General features: G+C 38.7%; 18 protein-coding genes. 10 read left to right on the top strand and 8 right to left on the bottom strand.

Annotated elements, in window-relative coordinates:
• Nucleotides 1–60: 60 nt before the first annotated feature.
• The 6 genes from QQK02_RS06530 to QQK02_RS06555 all read left to right on the top strand — a co-directional run bounded on the left by QQK02_RS06530 (nucleotide 61) and on the right by QQK02_RS06555 (nucleotide 8,859).
• Nucleotides 61–990 carry an ABC transporter permease gene (locus QQK02_RS06530; RefSeq protein ID WP_284207349.1) on the top strand — a complete coding sequence of 310 codons (930 nt, stop codon included), beginning with the start codon at nucleotides 61–63 and terminating at the stop codon, nucleotides 988–990.
• Between the two features lie 15 nt (nucleotides 991–1,005).
• Entirely contained in the window at nucleotides 1,006–1,851 is an 846-nt protein-coding gene (locus QQK02_RS06535; RefSeq protein WP_284207183.1) for an ABC transporter ATP-binding protein, read from the top strand.
• Nucleotides 1,852–1,945: 94 nt separating this feature from the next.
• Complete coding sequence (locus QQK02_RS06540; RefSeq protein ID WP_284207184.1) at nucleotides 1,946–3,124, top strand: alginate export family protein; 1,179 nt, start codon at nucleotides 1,946–1,948, stop codon at nucleotides 3,122–3,124.
• Between the two features lie 91 nt (nucleotides 3,125–3,215).
• A complete protein-coding gene (gene nirB, locus QQK02_RS06545) occupies nucleotides 3,216–5,762 on the top strand; it encodes a nitrite reductase large subunit NirB (protein WP_284207185.1) in 2,547 nt (848 codons plus the stop codon).
• A 9-nt stretch (nucleotides 5,763–5,771) separates the two neighbouring features.
• Nucleotides 5,772–6,119 (top strand): nitrite reductase small subunit NirD, encoded by a 348-nt coding sequence (nirD, locus tag QQK02_RS06550; RefSeq protein ID WP_284207186.1) that lies wholly within the window; start codon nucleotides 5,772–5,774, stop codon nucleotides 6,117–6,119.
• Between the two features lie 10 nt (nucleotides 6,120–6,129).
• Nucleotides 6,130–8,859 carry a nitrate reductase gene (locus QQK02_RS06555; protein ID WP_284207187.1) on the top strand — a complete coding sequence of 910 codons (2,730 nt, stop codon included), beginning with the start codon at nucleotides 6,130–6,132 and terminating at the stop codon, nucleotides 8,857–8,859.
• Here the strand turns inward: QQK02_RS06555 and QQK02_RS06560 are convergent.
• On the bottom strand, nucleotides 8,852–9,091 hold the full coding sequence (locus tag QQK02_RS06560; RefSeq protein WP_284207188.1) for a hypothetical protein: 240 nt from the start codon (nucleotides 9,089–9,091) through the stop codon (nucleotides 8,852–8,854). The two genes, QQK02_RS06555 and QQK02_RS06560, sit on opposite strands and share 8 nt — an antisense overlap.
• A gap of 108 nt (nucleotides 9,092–9,199) precedes the next feature.
• Nucleotides 9,200–10,441 carry a tyrosine-type recombinase/integrase gene (locus QQK02_RS06565; protein ID WP_284207189.1) on the bottom strand — a complete coding sequence of 414 codons (1,242 nt, stop codon included), beginning with the start codon at nucleotides 10,439–10,441 and terminating at the stop codon, nucleotides 9,200–9,202.
• 283 nt (nucleotides 10,442–10,724) lie between these two features.
• On the opposite strand from QQK02_RS06565, the gene QQK02_RS06570 reads away from it, so the two are divergent.
• Complete coding sequence (locus QQK02_RS06570; RefSeq protein WP_284207190.1) at nucleotides 10,725–11,453, top strand: sulfotransferase family protein; 729 nt, start codon at nucleotides 10,725–10,727, stop codon at nucleotides 11,451–11,453.
• A 131-nt stretch (nucleotides 11,454–11,584) separates the two neighbouring features.
• Nucleotides 11,585–12,142, top strand: coding sequence for a cold shock domain-containing protein (locus tag QQK02_RS06575; RefSeq protein WP_284207191.1), 558 nt, complete (start codon nucleotides 11,585–11,587; stop codon nucleotides 12,140–12,142).
• Between the two features lie 439 nt (nucleotides 12,143–12,581).
• On the opposite strand, the gene QQK02_RS06580 is transcribed toward QQK02_RS06575, so the two are convergent.
• The 6 genes from QQK02_RS06580 to yejK form a co-directional block, all read right to left on the bottom strand.
• Nucleotides 12,582–12,779 carry a hypothetical protein gene (locus tag QQK02_RS06580; RefSeq protein ID WP_284207192.1) on the bottom strand — a complete coding sequence of 66 codons (198 nt, stop codon included), beginning with the start codon at nucleotides 12,777–12,779 and terminating at the stop codon, nucleotides 12,582–12,584.
• Between the two features lie 33 nt (nucleotides 12,780–12,812).
• Nucleotides 12,813–13,001, bottom strand: coding sequence for a hypothetical protein (locus tag QQK02_RS06585; RefSeq protein WP_284207193.1), 189 nt, complete (start codon nucleotides 12,999–13,001; stop codon nucleotides 12,813–12,815).
• A 160-nt stretch (nucleotides 13,002–13,161) separates the two neighbouring features.
• On the bottom strand, nucleotides 13,162–13,992 hold the full coding sequence (locus tag QQK02_RS06590) for a M23 family metallopeptidase (protein ID WP_284207194.1): 831 nt from the start codon (nucleotides 13,990–13,992) through the stop codon (nucleotides 13,162–13,164).
• Nucleotides 13,979–14,860: a 6-carboxytetrahydropterin synthase gene (locus QQK02_RS06595; protein ID WP_284207195.1), complete on the bottom strand. Its 882-nt coding sequence runs from the start codon at nucleotides 14,858–14,860 to the stop codon at nucleotides 13,979–13,981. The genes QQK02_RS06590 and QQK02_RS06595 overlap by 14 nt, the downstream gene beginning before the upstream one ends.
• A gap of 8 nt (nucleotides 14,861–14,868) precedes the next feature.
• Nucleotides 14,869–15,900, bottom strand: a complete 1,032-nt coding sequence (gene pyrC / locus QQK02_RS06600; protein WP_284207196.1) for a dihydroorotase — start codon at nucleotides 15,898–15,900, stop codon at nucleotides 14,869–14,871.
• Between the two features lie 63 nt (nucleotides 15,901–15,963).
• Nucleotides 15,964–17,019, bottom strand: a complete 1,056-nt coding sequence (gene yejK / locus QQK02_RS06605) for a nucleoid-associated protein YejK (RefSeq protein ID WP_284207197.1) — start codon at nucleotides 17,017–17,019, stop codon at nucleotides 15,964–15,966.
• A 73-nt stretch (nucleotides 17,020–17,092) separates the two neighbouring features.
• Between yejK and QQK02_RS06610 the strand changes: the two genes are divergently transcribed.
• Together QQK02_RS06610 and QQK02_RS06615 are read left to right on the top strand one after the other, a co-directional pair.
• Nucleotides 17,093–17,311: a YejL family protein gene (locus QQK02_RS06610; RefSeq protein ID WP_284207198.1), complete on the top strand. Its 219-nt coding sequence runs from the start codon at nucleotides 17,093–17,095 to the stop codon at nucleotides 17,309–17,311.
• Nucleotides 17,312–17,320: 9 nt separating this feature from the next.
• Nucleotides 17,321–18,997, top strand: a complete 1,677-nt coding sequence (locus QQK02_RS06615; RefSeq protein ID WP_284207199.1) for a DUF3413 domain-containing protein — start codon at nucleotides 17,321–17,323, stop codon at nucleotides 18,995–18,997.
• Nucleotides 18,998–19,087 lie beyond the last annotated feature (90 nt).

A 19,087-nucleotide genomic window follows, 5' to 3' on the forward strand; every position in this document is an offset into this window, starting at 1 on the left:
ACTACAATCAGTAAAAAGTTAGCGTCAAACACCAGTGGTATTTCATTTAAATCATTGAGCATGGCAAATGATAGTATGAAAAATGTGTTGTTGCCTTTAATAGGTGTAGCGTGCTTTCTCGTGATTTGGGCGATTGCTGCGAGCAACATTCAAACATCGCTGGGTCAATTTCCTGGGCCATCACATGTGATGGAACAGTTTGGTACCTTGTATCAAGAACATGTGGCAGAGCGAGACAAAGCAACATCGTTTTATGAACGCCAAGAAAAACGCAACGCCGAACGCGTAGCAAAAGATCCAAATTATCAACCAAAAACTCGTGCTTATACTGGTAAAGAAACATTCATTGACCAAATTTTCACGAGTTTAACAACCGTATTGAGTGGTTTTATCTTAGCCGCCATTGTTGCTATTCCATTAGGGATCGCGATTGGCTTAAGTAAGTCACTTAACACGGCGATTAACCCTATTATTCAAATTTTTAAGCCAGTGTCACCGCTAGCATGGCTGCCACTTGTCACTATGGTGGTAAGTGCCGTCTATACAACAAGTGATCCAATGTTTGCTAAGTCATTCATCGTCTCACTTGTCACGGTTACCCTGTGTTGCTTATGGCCAATGGTAATAAATACATCAGTTGGTGTTTCTTCAATAAACGCAGACTGGGTCAATGTGTCTAAAGTCCTAAGTTTACCGTCATGGGTTCATATCCGTCGAATCGTGTTGCCTGCAGCTGTCCCATCAATATTTGTCGGTATGAGAATGTCGATAGGTATTGCATGGATGGTGTTAATAGCAGCGGAGATGTTGGCGCAAAACCCTGGTTTAGGAAAGTTTGTCTGGGATGAATTCCAAAATGGTAGCTCGCAGTCGTTAAGTCGAATTATGGCTGCAGTGATTGTGATTGGTTTGATTGGATTCTTGCTCGACCGTTCAATGTTGTCATTACAACGCATCTTGTCTTGGGACAAAGACAGCGCTAAACGCTAATTTAAGGAAGCAAACATGAGTATTATTTTAGATATCAGCAAAATTGATATGGTGTTTCCAACACCAAAAGGCGACTTTACAGCCCTACAAGGTGTTGATCTTCAAATTAGCAAAGGCGAGTTTATTTCATTAATAGGTCATTCAGGTTGTGGTAAATCTACCGTACTAAACATTGTTGCAGGTATTCATCAAGCAACAAGTGGTGGCGTACTGCTCAACAATAAAGAAGTTAATTCACCGGGTCCAGAAAGGGCGGTTGTATTTCAAAACCACTCTTTATTACCGTGGTTAACGTCTTATCAAAATGTTGAGCTTGCTGTTAAGCAAGTTTTTGCCAAAACAATGAATAAGGCTGAAATGCATGAGTGGATTGAGCATAACTTAAACCTTGTTCATATGAGTCATGCCATGCATAAAAAGCCTGATGAGATATCTGGTGGTATGAAGCAACGTGTAGGTATTGCACGTGCGCTTGCCATGCAACCAGAAATCCTCTTAATGGATGAACCATTTGGTGCTTTAGACGCGCTAACTCGTGCGCATATGCAAGATTCATTAATGGAAATACAGGCTGAACTCAATAACACCGTGATTATGATCACTCATGATGTTGATGAAGCCGTGTTGCTATCAGATCGTATCGTAATGATGACTAATGGCCCAGCGGCGACCATTGGTGAAATTTTACAGGTTGATTTACCTAGACCACGAAATCGCGTAGAGCTTGCACAAGATGCAACGTATAACGACTACCGGTCTCAGGTATTAAGTTTCTTATATGAAAAGCAACGAAAAATTGAAACGCTTAGTCAACCGGAAAGCAAAGAAAAGTCTAGTAAAACTAAAGAAAAGGTTGCTTAGCAACAAAATATTTACATAAAGACTATGATATAAAAGTGATATTGCACAAAAAAAGTGCAACACGCGCATAAAAAATAATTAATAAGGGATACCCATGAATAAGCAAACTCTTAAAAAACAGAAACTCGCCCTCATCGTAGGCGGATTAATTGCTTCAACTTCAACGGTTTATGCTGAGACTGATTTTGGCAAATTTAGTGCTGATTTTCGTTTACGTTATGAAGGCGTAGACCAAGCCAACGCTAAGAAAAATGCAGACGCGTTGACACTACGTACGTTACTTAACTTCAAAACGAAAGAATACAATGGTTTTTCAGGCATGATTGAAGTTGAAGATTCTCGTGCGCTTATCGATGACTATAACGATACATTAGGTAACAACCCTGATTATTCTGTCGTCGCCGATCCAGAGACAACTGAGCTTGATCAGCTTTATGTTCAGTACGTTCAAGATGGTTTTAAGGCGAAGTTAGGTCGACAAGTTATTGTGATGGATAACCATCGTTTCGTTGGTCATGTTGGTTGGCGCCAAGACAAGCAAACATTTGATGCGTTTAGCTTTGGAGCTGGTCAAGACAAATGGAAGTTTGACTACAGCTATATTAATCAGCGTAACCGTATCTTTGCTGATGAGAAAGATATTGAATCAAACGATCACCTCGTTAATGCAAGTTATAAAACTGAGTTTGGTAAATTTACAGGTTATGGCTACTTACTTGAAGTTGATAATGCAATAAACAACGCGTTAGATACTTGGGGTATTCGTTACGCTGGTGGTTTTGAATCAGTATTGCTACAAGCTGAGTTTGCTCAACAAGATTACGAAAATGACACAACCGAATATTCTACAGAATACATGATGTTAGAAGCGGGTTATAAGTTTTCAAAAGTGACAGCTAAAATTGGCTTCGAAATTTTAGGTACTGACAGCGGCGAATATGGTTTCCAAACACCATTGGCCACGCTACACAAATTCAATGGTTGGAGTGACCAATTTTTATCGACACCTGATGTTGGCTTACAAGATTTCTATGTGTCAGTTGCTGGCAAAGTGTGGGGCGGTAAATGGTTATTGGCTTACCACGACTTTAAAGCCGATGAAACACATGCTGAATTCGACAACTACGGTAGTGAATTGAACGCGCAGTATGCTCGCAAACTAACTAGTTACTTGAGTGGCGGTATTAAGTATGCCAATTACTCTGCGGGTGATGAAGGTACAGGTAAAGTTGATACCGATAAACTTTGGTTGTGGTTACAAGCTAAGTTTTAATCGTTAAAAATTGTGGGCGCATGCCAGTGCGCTCATTACGTCTAATCATAATAATAAATTGTCGAACATAAACCGGTAAAAAGGGTAAAACATGTCTTCTTTAGTAAACATACTTGTCGTAGGTAACGGCATGGTAGGACATCACTTTGTTGAACAGCTGATAAAACAGCAGGAAACGCTTGATAGTGCAAGTAAATTTCAAGTCACTGTGTTGTCGGCTGAGCCAAGAATGGCCTACGATCGCGTCCACTTATCTGAGTATTTCTCAGGGAAGACGGCACAAGATCTTTCTTTAACAACTAAAGAAGAATACGACCAATGGCAAGTTGATATAAAAACCAACGCAAAAGTGACTAATATTGACCGCCAGAATAATCAAGTCACATTGCAAACAGGTGAAGTGTTAACCTACGACAAACTCGTGCTCGCAACAGGTTCTTACCCCTTTGTACCACCTATTAAAGGTAATGATCAGCCACATTGTTTAGTTTACCGAACGATAGAGGACTTAGAAGACATCCAAGTAAGTGCTAACGAGAGCAAAACTGGTGTTGTCATTGGTGGTGGTCTACTTGGGTTAGAAGCAGCAAATGCCTTAAAAGAGTTAGGCTTAGAAACACATGTTGTTGAGTTTGCGCCACAATTGATGGCGGTACAAATCGACCAAGGTGGTGGCGCTGTATTAAAAGACAAAATTGAAGCACTTGGCGTTAAAGTACATACCCAAAAAGCAACAACGGAAATCGTTAAGTCAGACCAAGCACGCTATAAATTAGCGTTTAGTGACGGTACTGAATTACATACCGACCTGATTTTATTTTCAGCAGGTATTCGTCCACATGATGAACTTGCGAAAACTTCCGCGTTAGCAATGGGTGAACGTGGCGGGATTGTTATTAACAATCAATGTGTCACTTCTGATGAAGATATTTATGCCATTGGTGAGTGTGCCTTATGGAATAACTTTATTTTTGGTTTGGTCGCTCCTGGTTATCAAATGGCGAAAGTCGCTGCTAGTCATTTGCTAGGACAAACTGAGTCGTTTACTGGTGCAGATATGAGCACCAAGTTAAAACTTATGGGCGTAGATGTTGGTTCAATTGGTGATGCACACGGCAAAACACCTGAATCACAAGCATATACCTATGAAAACCAACCTGAAGGCGTTTATAAAAAAATCGTTGTAAACAAAGATAAAACTAAATTACTCGGTGCTGTATTAGTGGGTGATACTAGTGAGTACGATACGCTTTTACAGTACATGTTAAACGGCATTGATTTACCTGAAGCGCCAGAAGGACTTATTTTGCCGATGTCAGATGATAAGCCTGCTTTAGGTGCTGATGCATTGCCTGATACGGCAATAATCTGTTCATGTCACAACGTATCTAGAGGTGACATTGTTACAGCAGTAGAGCAAGGCGCATGTGATGTCGCCACTATAAAGCAATGTACTAAAGCAAGTACGGGTTGTGGCGGCTGTGCGGCGTTAGTTAAAACGGTCACTGACAATGAACTTGCTGCACGTGGTGTAGAAGTAAACACAGATTTATGTGAACACTTTGCCTATTCACGAACTGAGCTTTATCATATTGTTAAAGCAGAAAAAATTAAAACCTTTGAAGAACTATTAACTAAACACGGTAATGGCTTAGGTTGTGAAATATGCAAACCAACAGCCGGATCTATTCTTGCCTCAGTGTGGAATGATTACGTACTAGAAAAACAACATTTACCCTTACAAGATACGAACGATCTTTTCTTAGCGAACATGCAAAAAGACGGTACTTATTCCGTTGTTCCTAGAATACCAGGAGGAGAAATTACTCCTGATAAACTCATTACCATTGGCGAAGTCGCCAAGAAATATAACCTTTATACCAAGATAACGGGTGGTCAACGTATAGACTTATTCGGTGCCCGTGTCGACCAATTACCTGATATCTGGACTGCATTAATTGATGCGGGTCTAGAAACAGGTCATGCCTACGGCAAATCACTACGTACCGTTAAGTCGTGTGTTGGCTCTACCTGGTGTCGATACGGTGTTCAAGACAGCGTTTCAATGGCACTACTGGTTGAAAACCGTTACAAGGGGCTTCGTTCTCCTCACAAAATTAAGATGGCGGTTTCTGGTTGTACTCGTGAATGTGCAGAAGCACAAAGTAAGGATATCGGTGTTATTGCAACAGACAAAGGTTGGAATTTGTACGTTTGTGGTAATGGCGGAATGAAGCCTAGGCACGCTGATTTGTTCGCAACGGATATTGATGATGTCACATTAATAAAATATATCGACCGTATTTTAATGTTTTACATTGCGACTGCAGATCGATTACAAAGAACCTCTGTTTGGCTAGAAAACCTTGAAGGTGGCTTAGCATATTTACAAAAAGTGGTGATTGATGATCATTTGGGTATTAACGATGAGTTAGAGCAACAAATGGAGTACGTTGTTGGAACCTATCAATGTGAATGGAAAACAACCATTGAAAATCCGCAAGCCTTAAAACGCTTTAAGCATTATGTAAACTCAGATAAGAGTGATGACAACATTGTGTTTGTGCAAGAGCGTGAGCAAATTAGGCCAGCGCGCTCTGAAGAGAAAATCCCTGTAAAAACCATTGAAACAATATAGGAGCAAGTCATGAGTAATCAACAATGGCAGCGTGTTTGCGCTGAAACTGATTTATTTGATGATGCTGGTGTATGTGCATTAGTTGATAGTCAAGGAGCTGACTCTCAAGTAGCTATCTTTAAAGTGTCACAGAATGAGCAACAATTATATGCAATTGGTAATTTTGACCCAATTGGTAAAGCGAATGTCTTATATCGAGGCATTGTAGGGTCGGTAGCAAACGAACCGGTCGTTGCTTCACCACTTTACAAGCAACATTTTTCACTGACTAACGGTAAATGCTTGCAAGACGAAGATGTTAGCGTGGCAGTGTATTCGGTACGTGTAAATGACGGATTTATTGAGTTACTTGCGTAAAGGATGATGTATGAGTATTGAGTTGCCAAATAGTCACCTTGTTAACCCAGCAGCAGGCACTGTAGCAACGACATGTGCTTATTGTGGTGTAGGTTGTGGCGTTGATATTAATATCTCAAAGCAAGGTGACTCTCGCGATGTAGATACCTTAAATGGTTGTCGTTCACATCCTGCTAATTATGGCCGATTGTGTGTCAAAGGTAGCAATTTACTAAATACTCTGGAGCCTGAGCAACGTCTTATCCACGCCTATATTGGTAATGAGCAAGTAAGCGTAGATAAAGCAACCAGTTTTGTTGCCGAACAATTCAACAAAATCCGGCAAGAACATGGACCTGAGTCGGTTGCATTTTACGTTTCGGGCCAACTGTTAACAGAAGACTATTATGTAGCCAATAAATTGATGAAGGGTTATATAGGTAGTGCAAATATCGACACAAATTCGCGCCTGTGTATGAGTAGTGCCGTAGCCGCATACAAGCGAGCTTTTGGTGAAGATGTTGTGCCATGTAACTACACAGACATTGAACAATGTGATGTGTTCTTTACGATTGGTTCAAATATGGCGTGGACGCACCCCGTGCTATTTCAACGCTTAGAGCGAGCACGTGAGGTCAACCCAAACCTTAAGGTTGTGAGTATTGACCCAAGAAAAACAGCAACGACACAACTAGCTGACCTGCACCTACCACTTACTCCTGGCAGTGACAGTGGTTTCTTCAACGGGTTACTTAGATATTTAATCGATAATAAAAAGATCGATCAAAATTATATAGATCAGCATTGCAATAACTTTGCTTCAGCGATGAAAGCCTGCTCGTCTTGGACACTAGATAAAGTATCAGCATTTTGTCAGTTGGAGAAAAGCGATATTACGCAAGCCTACCAATTATTTGCTGATTCACCGAAAGTTGTAAGCTTTTATTCAATGGGCATCAACCAATCTAATACGGGTGTAGATAAATGTAACGCTATTATTAATTGCCACTTAGCGACGGGAAAAATTAATAAACCAGGTGCCGGGCCTTTTTCTATTACTGGTCAACCCAATGCTATGGGTGGCAGAGAAATAGGGGGCTTAGCTAACCAATTAACTGGTCATCTAGATATTGATAATGTTGACCATCAACAAGCGGTTAAATCCTTTTGGCAATCACCAACGATAGCCACGAAAGCTGGTCCAAGCGCCGTTGAGATGTTTTCAAAGATCCAACAAGGAAAAATTAAAGCGGTGTGGATAATGGCCACTAACCCAGCCGTTAGTTTGCCCGATCACCAAAATATTATTAAAGCGCTTGAGTCGTGTCCACTAGTTATTGTTTCAGATTGTGTAGAAAAGAACGATACCTTAGCCTTTGCAGATGTAAAACTGCCGGCAACGGGGTGGCTTGAAAAAGATGGTACGGTAACAAATTCAGAGCGTCGTATTTCACGCCAACGTGGAGTAAGAAAGTCATCAGGTAATGCAAAGCATGATTGGCAACTGATTTGTGACGTCGCAAATAAAATGGGCTTCACCGGTTTTGATTACCATCAGCCAGTTGATATTTTTACCGAGTTTGCAAAGCTTAGTAGTGTGTCTAAAACTCATGGTTTAAAGTTCGATATTACAGGGTTAAGCAAATTATCGGAGCAAGAATACAATGCATTGCAACCTATGCAATGGCCAATCAATGATCAATATCCATTAGGTTGTAGCAACGTATTTCACGATCACAAGTTTTCAACACTAAGCCACAAAGCTAATTTTATTGCCGTTGATGCCCAGCTTCCATTGCTTGGCTTTAAAGAGACGGATAATAACTTCATTGTTAATAGTGGTCGAATTCGTGATCAGTGGCATACCATGACAAGAACGGGTAACACGCATAAGTTATTTACGACACAAGACCAACCCTTTGTTTCAATCAACATTGAAGATGCAAAGGCGAAACAATTAAAAAATAACCAACTGATTAAAATTGCTAACTCTTATGGCAGTATTACGCTACCGGTAAAAATCGATGAAGGCGTAGGTCAAGGTCAGCTATTCGTACCCATTCACTGGAACAAGCAATATGCCTCGTCAGCTAACGTAACTAACCTATATCCTGCAATTGTTGATAAGATTTCTAACCAACCACAGCTTAAACAAACCAATGCAACCATAGAAACGTTGGACTTTAGTCAATACCTACATGTTTACACATCACAAGACATTTCGTTATTGAGCGACTATTGGCATAAATTAAGAGGTAATGGATTTTATGCCTTTGAAGCGGCCAATTTAGAAAATCAACAACATGAGTTAGCACAATTAAAACTAGCGATTACAGGCGAATGGCTAAGTTTTAGTAGTGATGAAAGGCAGGTTCATTTGTGCCTTAGTCAAAAACAATTAGTTTGTTATCTAGATATCAGCAACATTCAGAAGCCGATCAATACCTCTTGGCTTGAGTACATGTTTACCAAGGCTGCGTTAAGCTTTGCTGATATTCAGTCATTACTTATTGCCCAACCCAGTGATGAATTTATGCAGGGTAAAGTGGTGTGTAGTTGCTTTAGTGTAAGAGAAAAAAATATTGTAGAAGCGATAAATAAAGGTTGTCGTGATGTAACAACATTAGGCAGTCAATTAAACTGTGGTACGAATTGCGGATCGTGTCGCCCTGAACTTAAGCAATATATTAAACGATTTTTAGATAAGGAAACCTTGGCGTCTCCTTTACCTGAAACCATTGAAATAGAAGAGCTTACTTAAACTGACTAACGAGGTTTAGCCGATCAGTTAGACGGTCGAGTAGGTTTGTATTCAATTTAACAGCATGTGTGCCTTGCACTTCACTATGTGAGGACATATCACTGATATTTTTAACATTTTCATTAATTTGTTCAGTGACAACACTTTGCTCTTCAATTGCTGTTGCAATCTGATTGTTTACATCTGCTATCGCTGTGATTTCATTGTTTCCGAATAGTTGCTCGCTACTCATCACACTTGCTTACACGTAATTTAATGATGAAAGCGAGAGCAAAAAAGAATGAACAGATGAATTTTGTTATTTGATAATAGAAAGGGTGTGAAGGCTTAATATTGAAGTCTATGTTATATCTTTCAATCGCTTACGCTTACCTGATTGGTGGCGTTCACGTAAATCTGAGTCAATATAACGATCGGTTGTAGCCATCGATGCGTGACCGGCATCGTCTCTAACATGTTCTCTTGGTCGGGTTTTAACATCTTCAGAAATACCCGTATGTCGCAACCAGTGAACAGTTGCTGCTTGCAATTCGTTCGCATCATCCGCCAAGCCGTGGCTTTGCATACGTTCAAAAGCTTGGTTAAAGCAAGATTGCACAACATTTCTAATTTGCCGAGTAGATCTGATCGGACCTTTAACTTTAAAGCTTGTCACAAGTGGTTCGTATTCACCCGGTATAGGAAGAGCAGGGAGCTTTCGTGATAAACGGTAGCGCTTTAACGCTGTTAACATCTCATCACTGACGGTAATTATACGGTTTTTATTACCTTTACCTAGCACGTGAAACCACCAGTTTCCGTCGTGATCTTTACGAAAATCTTGCATCATCGGCATTGAACGTTCGTCAGCTACTAATTCTGAAATACGTAAATACATCGCAAATAGGCAGTTCATGATAAATAAAGTTCTTTCATGCTCTTCCGGGTGTTCCTGTGCGAGCATTTCAGCCGTTTCAATGACATATTCCCATTGTAAGTTACTGATCCTACGAATTTCTGCGCGTGTTTCCTTTTGAATGAATTTACTTTTTTGACGAATAAGTGCTACCGGGTTGTGTTCACAAATACCTTCTTGAACCAAAAACTCATAAAAGGACGAAAGTGCGGTAAACATTGCTTTAACTGCTGCCTGAGATAATTCAAATCCACTTACATCAGCAGATTTACCTGCTTTAAATTCAGATTTAGATACGCTAACAACAAATGGACGCCATTGAGGGTTCACAACCCGTAAACCGGCTTTTGATTTAAAACGCGCTACGTTTTTAGTTCCTATCCAATGACTTGGTGGCGCTTTGCAAAATTCAATATATGCTTCGATATCTGCACGAGCAAATGTAGTAATGGATCGTTTCTCAATAAGCCATGCCCATTGAATAATGCGTTCAATCTCACGACGGTAACTATTAAAAGTTGCTTGAGAACCATTGTAGCTGTAAACAAACTTTAAACAGAACTCTAAATCTGTTTCTACATTATCAATTTCGGTGATCGGGTGAGGCAACTTAGTGGTAATTTCTTTGAAGGGATTACCCAAATATTCGAGGTTATCAATAAACGGTCTAGGAATGATTGCTGCCATTGTTTAATTCTATATTGAGAAACGGAAATATTCTTATCGATGGTATTTGATAATTATATCAATAAGTTTGTAAAAAGCGTTGGTTATCAATTTTGTTAACTAACGACACAGTATAAGGTAAAGGTAATCAATGTCTATATGGTTTACAGGGTTAAAACAGGTAGACATAGTCAAAGATAAATAAAAGTAGGGCACTTGTATCAAAAAACCATAACAAAATAGTCATGTATTAGTCATTTAAGACACTTAGCATCCAATTAAACAACGTTAGATAGCTTATAGAATGATTTCACATACTCATAAATGCGTATTCGTCCATATTCCCAAAACCGCTGGGCAAAGTATTGAACATTTCTTTCTTGATTTACATGGCCTTACCTGGAAACAAAAAGAACAGCTATTCATCTCGAGAAATGAAGTTAGAAAGATAGGTCCTGCGCATTTATGCCATTTAACCGCCGAAGAATATTACGACTTAGGCCATATTTCAAAAGAAGATTTTGACAACTATTTTACTTTTGGCTTCGTAAGAAACCCGTGGGAGCGACTGGTATCTGAGTATTTACATAAGAAAATAGATAAACAAATGACATTAAAAGAGTTTGTCTATAAGGGGTTACCTAAAGAAGATGAATTTTGTGATAAGCATAGGCATATCATCCCTCAATCTGATTACTTATTTGACAATAAAGGCAATCAACTGGTTGATTTTATTGGACGATTTGAAAATCTAGTGGATGATTTCGACTATGTTTGTAAACAGTTAACTATTGAAGATAGTACTTTACCTCATAAAAACTCATCGCATAGCCCAAGGCGTTTATTATTAAGAAAACTCCGCCATATATTTTCGCTCAATAGCTCAGTTAAACAGCATTACACACAGTATTATGATCAAGAACTACATGACCGCGTTCAAGACATGTATGCACAGGATATTGCACGTTTTAATTATGCATTTGGTAAGCAGCAACTTAAGCTAGATACTCAACAACAGCTATTAATAGACTAAATACAGGTGTTAAGACGAGTAGCCAATACATTGTGAAAATTGACTATTAACGCAACTAATATACTGGCAAGCCTTAAACTTCTTGATGTTAATTGTTAATATTACAAAGAGTATTATTAACAAGGATTGTGATGTTTAGAGGTCAATTAACTCAATGGAATGGCGAAAAAGGCTTTGGTTTTATTAAGTGTGATGTATTTTCCCAAGAGATATTTATTCATATATCAGCATTAAAGCATATGAGCAGAGCACCAAAACCTGGTGACTATATTCATTTTGATGTTGAAGAAGACCAAGGTAAACGACGGGCAAACCATGCACGTATTGAAGGTGTAAAAGCTAAAGACCAAAGCAAATCTACTAGCAAAGCAAAATTACAACATTCACCTAAGCTCATTTATTCCGTACTAATCATTGTCATTACAGGTTTTGTATTTGAACGCTTTAGCGTAAAAACTAATGAACCGATAAAGTATCAACCAAGCCTTAATAGCAAATTAGCTAAACCAATAGCAAAAGAACAACAGCAACTAAGTGAGCCCACCAAAAAGTTTCGTTGCGATGGTCGTCAATATTGCAGTCAAATGACTTCAAGAAAAGAAGCCGAATACTTTAACGATTATTGTCCCAACACTAAAATGGATGGTGACAATGACGGCATTCCATGTGAAAACGATTCTAGGTTTTAATTCGAAACAATTCAGAGATGCTTTAAGATAAAACATTCGTATAGCCAAGCTTTGTTGAGACAATACGTAATGTGCAAAAGCGTTTGGTCATAAGATTTAAACTAACTTATAAAGGCTTAACTAGCATAAATGCGGCACTTTCACATGAATCACTTTATTTCCGATATTCACAAATATCGGAAATAAAAGGCATGTTTAAGTATCCTTCTTCAATCTTTTGGTTATCGTTTATCTATAACCATCTATTTTACGCAAATATACGCAAAACTACCGTTTCAAAATAGCGCCATTTTTTAAATTCTGACGTATAACGATAGCTAAAATGTTTCAGATTTTACGTAGCTCACCATAATAACCAATAGAATCAATGCTATACCGCCTGTTTTATATGGGTTTAGGACCATTTCATTCGAAAACAAATGAAGTATTACGTTCAGTTTCAGTAATCAACCTTCTGGATAATGATTGCTGGCGGTCTAGATGTTGTCACTAGTTGATACAACACGCCACATAGATCAGCATCTGGTGTTATTGAAAACTTCAGTCCAACGGCTCGATATATATCGTAATACCATTTGTTATTATTAGGTGAAGTATCAGGATCAAAAATACTCGTTCTGGTAATCTTCAAATCCATTGCCGCGACAATAACGTACTCGCTGTCTTCGGGCTATCCTAAAACTAAAGTAACCATTTCAGTATCTGAGTTTTCAATACCATCGATATTACTTGACGATGTATAGTCAGTTTTGCCGTGTATCAATGCTTTCATATGAACAAGGTTTGTTGCTGCGATCATGCTAAAAGTCACCTTGGTTACAACTAACTCAATTAAGGTAAAGCCTGTCATCATTTTCATCTCTATACCTTTTAAGCACTGAATTTGGCGTATTAATAATGATAGAGATAATAGAGAAAGATGCCGTTAACACGGTATAAAGCGTTGATTAATATCGTAAAACTGAAATAAAAAAGCCATTAACATCAGATGCTAATGGCTTGTTAAAGATAAAGAATGGTTATTTTAATGGTGTTATTTTTAGCGCCAATGCTGGGTCTAATCGTACGTTGTGCCAATTAATACGCCAGTCTAAATGTGGCCCAGTTGAGCGCCCTGTTGAACCAACTTTAGCAACCACTTGACCTTGTTTTACCAGATCACCAACCTTGACATGACTACCGCTTAAATGAAGAAATGTTGATGAAATCCCTTGGCCATGATCGATGATCATAGTACCACCAGAGTAAAACATATCTGGCACCCACATGGTCACTTTACCGTCTGCTGGAGCTTTAACTGGATCGCCAGTTTTCCCAGCATAATCAAGACCATAATGTGGTGTTTTAGGTACGCCATTGTAATAACGTTGACTACCGTAAACGCCAGTAACTGTGCCTTGAATAGGTGGAATGAAGCCTTGAGAGAATGCCGTTAACTCCGAGCTAACTGCCCTTGCCTGTTTTACCTGTGCTCTATCTTTTTTTGCACGTGCAACGGCTTTCGGGTTAGGGTTCATAATCTTTTTAGCAATACCTTCAACACGTTGAATGTTGTATTCTCGTGCGGTAGGTTTCAGTGTTTTTGATTCAACGTCACCATTTGGCTCAATCACTTTAAGCGCAATGGGCTTTGTTTGGTCTCGGCCAAAACCAAACGCAAAGTCACCTAATGTTGATACAGGTAATGCTTTACCATCAATAAACACCTTACTGCCAGGTAGTGTTTTACCGACAATTAATGAACCTTGGGTGATTTCACCGGCAAGTTGCACCTGAGCAAGCGTAACATGAGATACGAAATAAACCGCGGTAAATGCAATGGTCTTAATAACGTTGTTAAGCACGTGCAATAGCTCCTTTACCGACACCTTCATAAGCTACTACGGTAATATCGGTTTCTGTTTTTTGCTTTTTTAATTGGCGAGCAATAAAATCAGCTAACAATTCAACCGTTGAATCACAGTCAACAACATCTGTTCGATAATTTTCTACTGCAATATCAAAACGTCCTTGTGGTGCTTGGTAGGCAAAACAATCAAAGGTATCGTCAATTTTTTCTTTTGCTGAGGAAGATAATTGGACATCTTCGTGAGAAATGGCATCATCTTCACTGGCAATATAAATATCTCGCCAGCGCTCACACCAAAGTGTTTCTAGCTCATGACTACGTTCACCATTTTCAAAAATCTCAATCGTTGAACGATGGCCGTGTGCTATACGTTGGCAATTACCGTCATGCTTTTTCAAACCATGGGTGTAATGGTAAAACTCACCCTTAATATCTTCAGGGCGCAAGGTGATGGTCAATCCTGCAACATTTTCCGGCAAACTTTGTTTAATGACATCAGTTAAATGTTCCGTGACTGATGGAATATCCACCTGTGGTGTATCTATTTTTGCAAATGCCTGGTTTGGTGATTGCAAGTAATAGCCACCGTTTTGGCTTTCAAAATCTACGAACTCATGATCATCATGCAAAGTCGATGGCGATACAGCTAACCTGCCAGATTGCATTGGTAGCAACAATTTGTGATCAACAGCTTCATCAATAATCGCTTTGATTTGCTTTTTAACGATGCCAAAATCTAGCACCATGCTCATTTCATTTAATGCGCCATCAAGCAATACATCTACAATCCAACTTTCTCCAACGACACCACGTTGCTCACATAAGTAAGAAAAGTCGATTACCGTAAGATCTTTAACAAAAAGTTGCATAGTTTTCCTTATCCTTTAACTTGCCATAACATTTGCTCACCTGAGCGGATTGGCACCACTACATCACTACCAAAGCTTAGCGTAGTTGGCACATCCCAAGATGATTTTTCTAAGGTAATTTTATCTTCGTTTACCGGTAAGTTATAAAACTTTGGACCATTTAAACTTGCAAACGCTTCAAGGTTTTCAAGTTTATTTTCTTGTTCAAATACTTCCGCATATAGTTCAATAGCGGCATGAGCCGTATAAGCTCCGGCACAACCACATGCTGATTCTTTGGCATGCTGAGGATGTGGTGCAGAATCGGTACCTAGAAAGAATTTTTCACTACCTGATGTTGCCGCTTCAACCAAGGCTTGTTGATGAATGTTACGTTTTAAGATAGGTAAGCAAAAATAATGCGGACGAATTCCACCGACTAACATGTGATTACGGTTAAATAGTAAATGGTGCGCTGTAATTGTTGCGGCAACGTTATCACCAGCACTTTTAACAAATTCAACAGCATCTTTAGTTGTAATGTGCTCTAAAACCACATTTAACTCTGGGTATTTAGCAACTAGTGGCGCTAAAATGGTATCAATAAATACTTTTTCACGGTCAAAAATATCAATATCGTGATCGGTTACTTCACCGTGGATAAGTAGTGGCATTTCACATGCTTGCATTTGTGCAACGACCGCATCAATATTTTCAACATCAGTCACACCAGAAGATGAGTTTGTAGTAGCACCCGCTGGATATAGTTTTGCAGCATAAACAATGCCTGACGCTTTAGCGTCAATAATATCTTGTGGTGTTGTTTGGTCTGTAAGATAAAGCACCATTAATGGCGTGAAATTTTCTGTTTGGTTTTGCGCTTGAATACGATCAAAATAACCTTTAGCCATTTCTGCATTAACAACTGGCGGTACCAAATTAGGCATAACAATAGCGCGGCCAAAATAACGACTAATATCGCTTACAGTGTCTTTCAATACATCGCCGTCTCTAAGGTGAACGTGCCAATCATCAGGGCGTGTAATAGTTAACGTTGTCATTTTATCTTCCTATAAGTAAAACTTTATATCTTATTGAATTGGTTTGCTTTTCTTGGTAACGCGTTACTCAAAAGAGTCCGGCTTACTGTTATTTTCTTCTAATAAAGCTAATAATTGTGCTTTTAAGTTTGGCGGTACTTTGTGTATTGTCAATGTGTCTGCTGCTTGATTATAGACAACATCTTGGCCAAAGTGGCTACGCTCAAAACTCACGCTTATCCCATTGCCATAACCTGAATACTTAGTGACTTTATTAATCACTGCTTGGTCATGTGGAAAGTTTTCTTCTAAAGGATAGGCTTGTTCTTGGCAAAACTTATAAAAGTCTTGTTCTTCGCTTTCGCTAGGTAATACTTCACCAAGCGTTTTAATTGATACTTCTTGGCCAGACTCTTTTTGTTCTTTACAGTAACTTAAGAGTTCTTTACGGGCATTTTGTTTTTCTTCGGCATTCAGCTGATTGGTGCTTACATAATCTTCAACCGCTTGAACAAGCGTTAAACTTTGTTCTTTGGCATCTACACCTTCTTCACAATGTAAAAATTCCAAAAAGAAATCAGCAACCTTGCGCCCTGCTCGCCCTTTAATAAACGAAATATACGATTTAGTTTGAGCATTTTGTTGATAATCGAATAAATCGATACGTGCAGCTAGTTGTAACTTTGCGGTATCTAAGTGTTTATCGGCCGAAATATTCAATTCACCGTCTACACTGTAATGCTCGGTAACAGGAATGATCGCAACAAACAAATAGCGACCACCCATAAACTCATAATGACAAATAACAAGGTAGCCTGATTCTACCAACTCGTATTTATCAAGCTCTTGTTTCAAGCGCTCTGCACTATTTACTGCAAAATCGTTAAAATTTTCACCGTCGTCTAAATAGCGTCCTAGCAGTTCGTCAAAACCAACTTTGTCGCCTTCTGGTGGCATAGTATTGAATTTGGCGTAGGCTTTAGAACCTTTGCCATTATATAAATGGTGAAGCACATCTACAAAGTTATCAATTTTTTCAGTAACTTCGATGTGGTCAGGACCAAATTGTAAATTGGCTTCGGAGCTTTCGTCTAGCTTTGAAATAAAATGCAAAGCAATATTTTTTATTAGTAAACTCATAAAATGTCTGGTGTTATATCGTTATTGGTTTTGTTAAACTAGTAGCTATTAAACTATTTATTTAAACTTAATTATGCCTATTGTATCCAAGTATTCTAACGAACGTGTAGAAAAAATTATCGATGATTTGATGAAAGTACTATCAGATGAGTCTGCGACAGCTGATTTAGCCCTTATGTGTTTAGGTAATACCGTCACAGAAGTTATTTTAAATCAAGTACCTGAAGCTCAACGAGCGCAAATCACACAAAATTTTGCTAATGCATTAAAACAATCAATAAAATCAGCGTAAGTATTATTTATGGCAACAATTGTATCAAAGGATTACAGTAAAAAACTATTAAAGTTAATAAGTTGGAGCCATTGGTTCACTTTTTTTAATATTGCAATCGCAATTATTTGTTCTGTTATCTATATAACGAGTGAGCCGCTACCTGAGTCATTAATTGGTCAAGTTTATTTATTCACCAATTGGTTCAGTCATATGGCGTTCATTACATTTCTTGCGTTTTTGCTGATTGTATTCCCGATCACCTTATTGTTGCCTTATACACGCTTTATTAGAGCAAGTGCCTCTATCGTCTTTACGCTTTTTGTGATGTTGTTGGTGTTAGATGGCTACATTTATAGTCAACTTGGTTATCACATTAATAGTTCATCAAGTGATCAAATTTTTGCGGTGATCAATGGCCAAATACAAGCGAATAGTAGAGCGTTTTGGTTTACAGCTGTTGTTCTGTGTTTAAGTGCGCTAAGCGTACAGTTAGTGGTGTCTAATTATGCGTGGAAGCATTTAGAGCAACTACAAAAAACACGCTTTGCTAAATATTTTATCCATACCTTTGTTGGTGCTTTTGTTTTTAGTCACGTAATTCATATATGGGCAGATGCCAATCTTGAATACGATATTTTACGACAAGATAATGTTCTGCCTTTATCTTACCCGTTAACCGCGAAAACTACCCTAACGAAATATGGTTTGTTTGATAAGAACGCATACCTTGAGAGACGCACCGAGCCGTTAAAGCTATCTCATGACGTACCTAAGTACCCTGAGTTAACGCAGCAATGTCGCACGAGTGGTGATGCTAGTCGTGTTTTCTTAGTCTTAACAAAGAATGACTTAACGCAGAAAAATATTAACCAGTTTGGACAACGCACTAATCAAAAGACGACCAAGTTATTGCGCCATACAGACAGTGCAAGTATTGATAGTGCTTGGTTTAACTTGTTCTATAGCTTGCCTACCATTTATCAACAAGGTGTATTGGCACAACAAACATCACCCGTGCTTTTCCAAGCACTGAAACAAGCACAACTTAACGCAACCTACACCCAAATTGGTGATCGTGAAAATTCTTTACCAACTTGGTTGTCTGCAGAGTTTACTACGACGCAATCAATTGATGATATTTCATCATTTGTTCAGGTAGAGCGCTTCAAACGTATTAAACCTGGCTTACATGTATTGTATTTTGACCAAGCAGATAATTACCAATATCAAGTATTCGTAGACGCCCTCTTGCTTGCCCAAAAACAAAATCGACAACAAGACATTGTCTTCATGTCACGAATTGGCAATGAAACCTTGTCAGATAGTTTATCGATGAAGCCAGCAATGTTAATTACGCCACATATCAAGGTTAAAGACGTAAGCGAAAGAACAAATCAAATGGATGTTGCACCAACTCTGCTTTCTCAATGGCTGAGCTGTGATTTACCCGTTAAAAGCTATAGCGTTGGAAAATCTTTTGAAACTGTAGATAGTGATAGAATACTGGCTAACTCAAATGAAAAAGGTATTATGGTGTTCGATAAAGATCGTTCAGTATTTGTTGATCAAAACTCAAATTTTCAAACCTTTTCACAAAGCCTTGGTGAGCCGATCATGGATAAAAGCGACTTCCCTCTGCTAATTGATGGAATAAACTTTATAAACCAATTTGCTAATAATGCCGTCCACCAAACCGGTAAATAGAAGAAGATTTAACCAATTGATTCCATTAATAAAAGGATAGCGTTGCTTTTTAAAGATAACGCGGTAAGATACCAAACATCGGGATATAGC

The organism is Thalassotalea eurytherma (assembly GCF_030161415.1).
Lineage (GTDB): Bacteria > Pseudomonadota > Gammaproteobacteria > Enterobacterales > Alteromonadaceae > Thalassotalea_G > Thalassotalea_G eurytherma.

Excerpts from the sequence above, each read along its gene's own strand:
- QQK02_RS06530 (WP_284207349.1), top strand. The coding sequence starts at position 61 with ATGGCAAATGATAGTATGAAAAATGTGTTGTTGCCTTTAATAGGTGTA.
- QQK02_RS06535 (WP_284207183.1), top strand. The coding sequence starts at position 1,006 with ATGAGTATTATTTTAGATATCAGCAAAATTGATATGGTGTTTCCAACA.
- QQK02_RS06540 (WP_284207184.1), top strand. The coding sequence starts at position 1,946 with ATGAATAAGCAAACTCTTAAAAAACAGAAACTCGCCCTCATCGTAGGC.
- nirB (WP_284207185.1), top strand. The coding sequence starts at position 3,216 with ATGTCTTCTTTAGTAAACATACTTGTCGTAGGTAACGGCATGGTAGGA.
- nirD (WP_284207186.1), top strand. The coding sequence starts at position 5,772 with ATGAGTAATCAACAATGGCAGCGTGTTTGCGCTGAAACTGATTTATTT.
- QQK02_RS06555 (WP_284207187.1), top strand. The coding sequence starts at position 6,130 with ATGAGTATTGAGTTGCCAAATAGTCACCTTGTTAACCCAGCAGCAGGC.
- QQK02_RS06560 (WP_284207188.1), bottom strand. The coding sequence starts at position 9,091 with ATGAGTAGCGAGCAACTATTCGGAAACAATGAAATCACAGCGATAGCA.
- QQK02_RS06565 (WP_284207189.1), bottom strand. The coding sequence starts at position 10,441 with ATGGCAGCAATCATTCCTAGACCGTTTATTGATAACCTCGAATATTTG.
- QQK02_RS06570 (WP_284207190.1), top strand. The coding sequence starts at position 10,725 with ATGATTTCACATACTCATAAATGCGTATTCGTCCATATTCCCAAAACC.
- QQK02_RS06575 (WP_284207191.1), top strand. The coding sequence starts at position 11,585 with ATGTTTAGAGGTCAATTAACTCAATGGAATGGCGAAAAAGGCTTTGGT.
- QQK02_RS06580 (WP_284207192.1), bottom strand. The coding sequence starts at position 12,779 with ATGGATTTGAAGATTACCAGAACGAGTATTTTTGATCCTGATACTTCA.
- QQK02_RS06585 (WP_284207193.1), bottom strand. The coding sequence starts at position 13,001 with ATGAAAATGATGACAGGCTTTACCTTAATTGAGTTAGTTGTAACCAAG.
- QQK02_RS06595 (WP_284207195.1), bottom strand. The coding sequence starts at position 14,860 with ATGCAACTTTTTGTTAAAGATCTTACGGTAATCGACTTTTCTTACTTA.
- pyrC (WP_284207196.1), bottom strand. The coding sequence starts at position 15,900 with ATGACAACGTTAACTATTACACGCCCTGATGATTGGCACGTTCACCTT.
- yejK (WP_284207197.1), bottom strand. The coding sequence starts at position 17,019 with ATGAGTTTACTAATAAAAAATATTGCTTTGCATTTTATTTCAAAGCTA.
- QQK02_RS06610 (WP_284207198.1), top strand. The coding sequence starts at position 17,093 with ATGCCTATTGTATCCAAGTATTCTAACGAACGTGTAGAAAAAATTATC.
- QQK02_RS06615 (WP_284207199.1), top strand. The coding sequence starts at position 17,321 with ATGGCAACAATTGTATCAAAGGATTACAGTAAAAAACTATTAAAGTTA.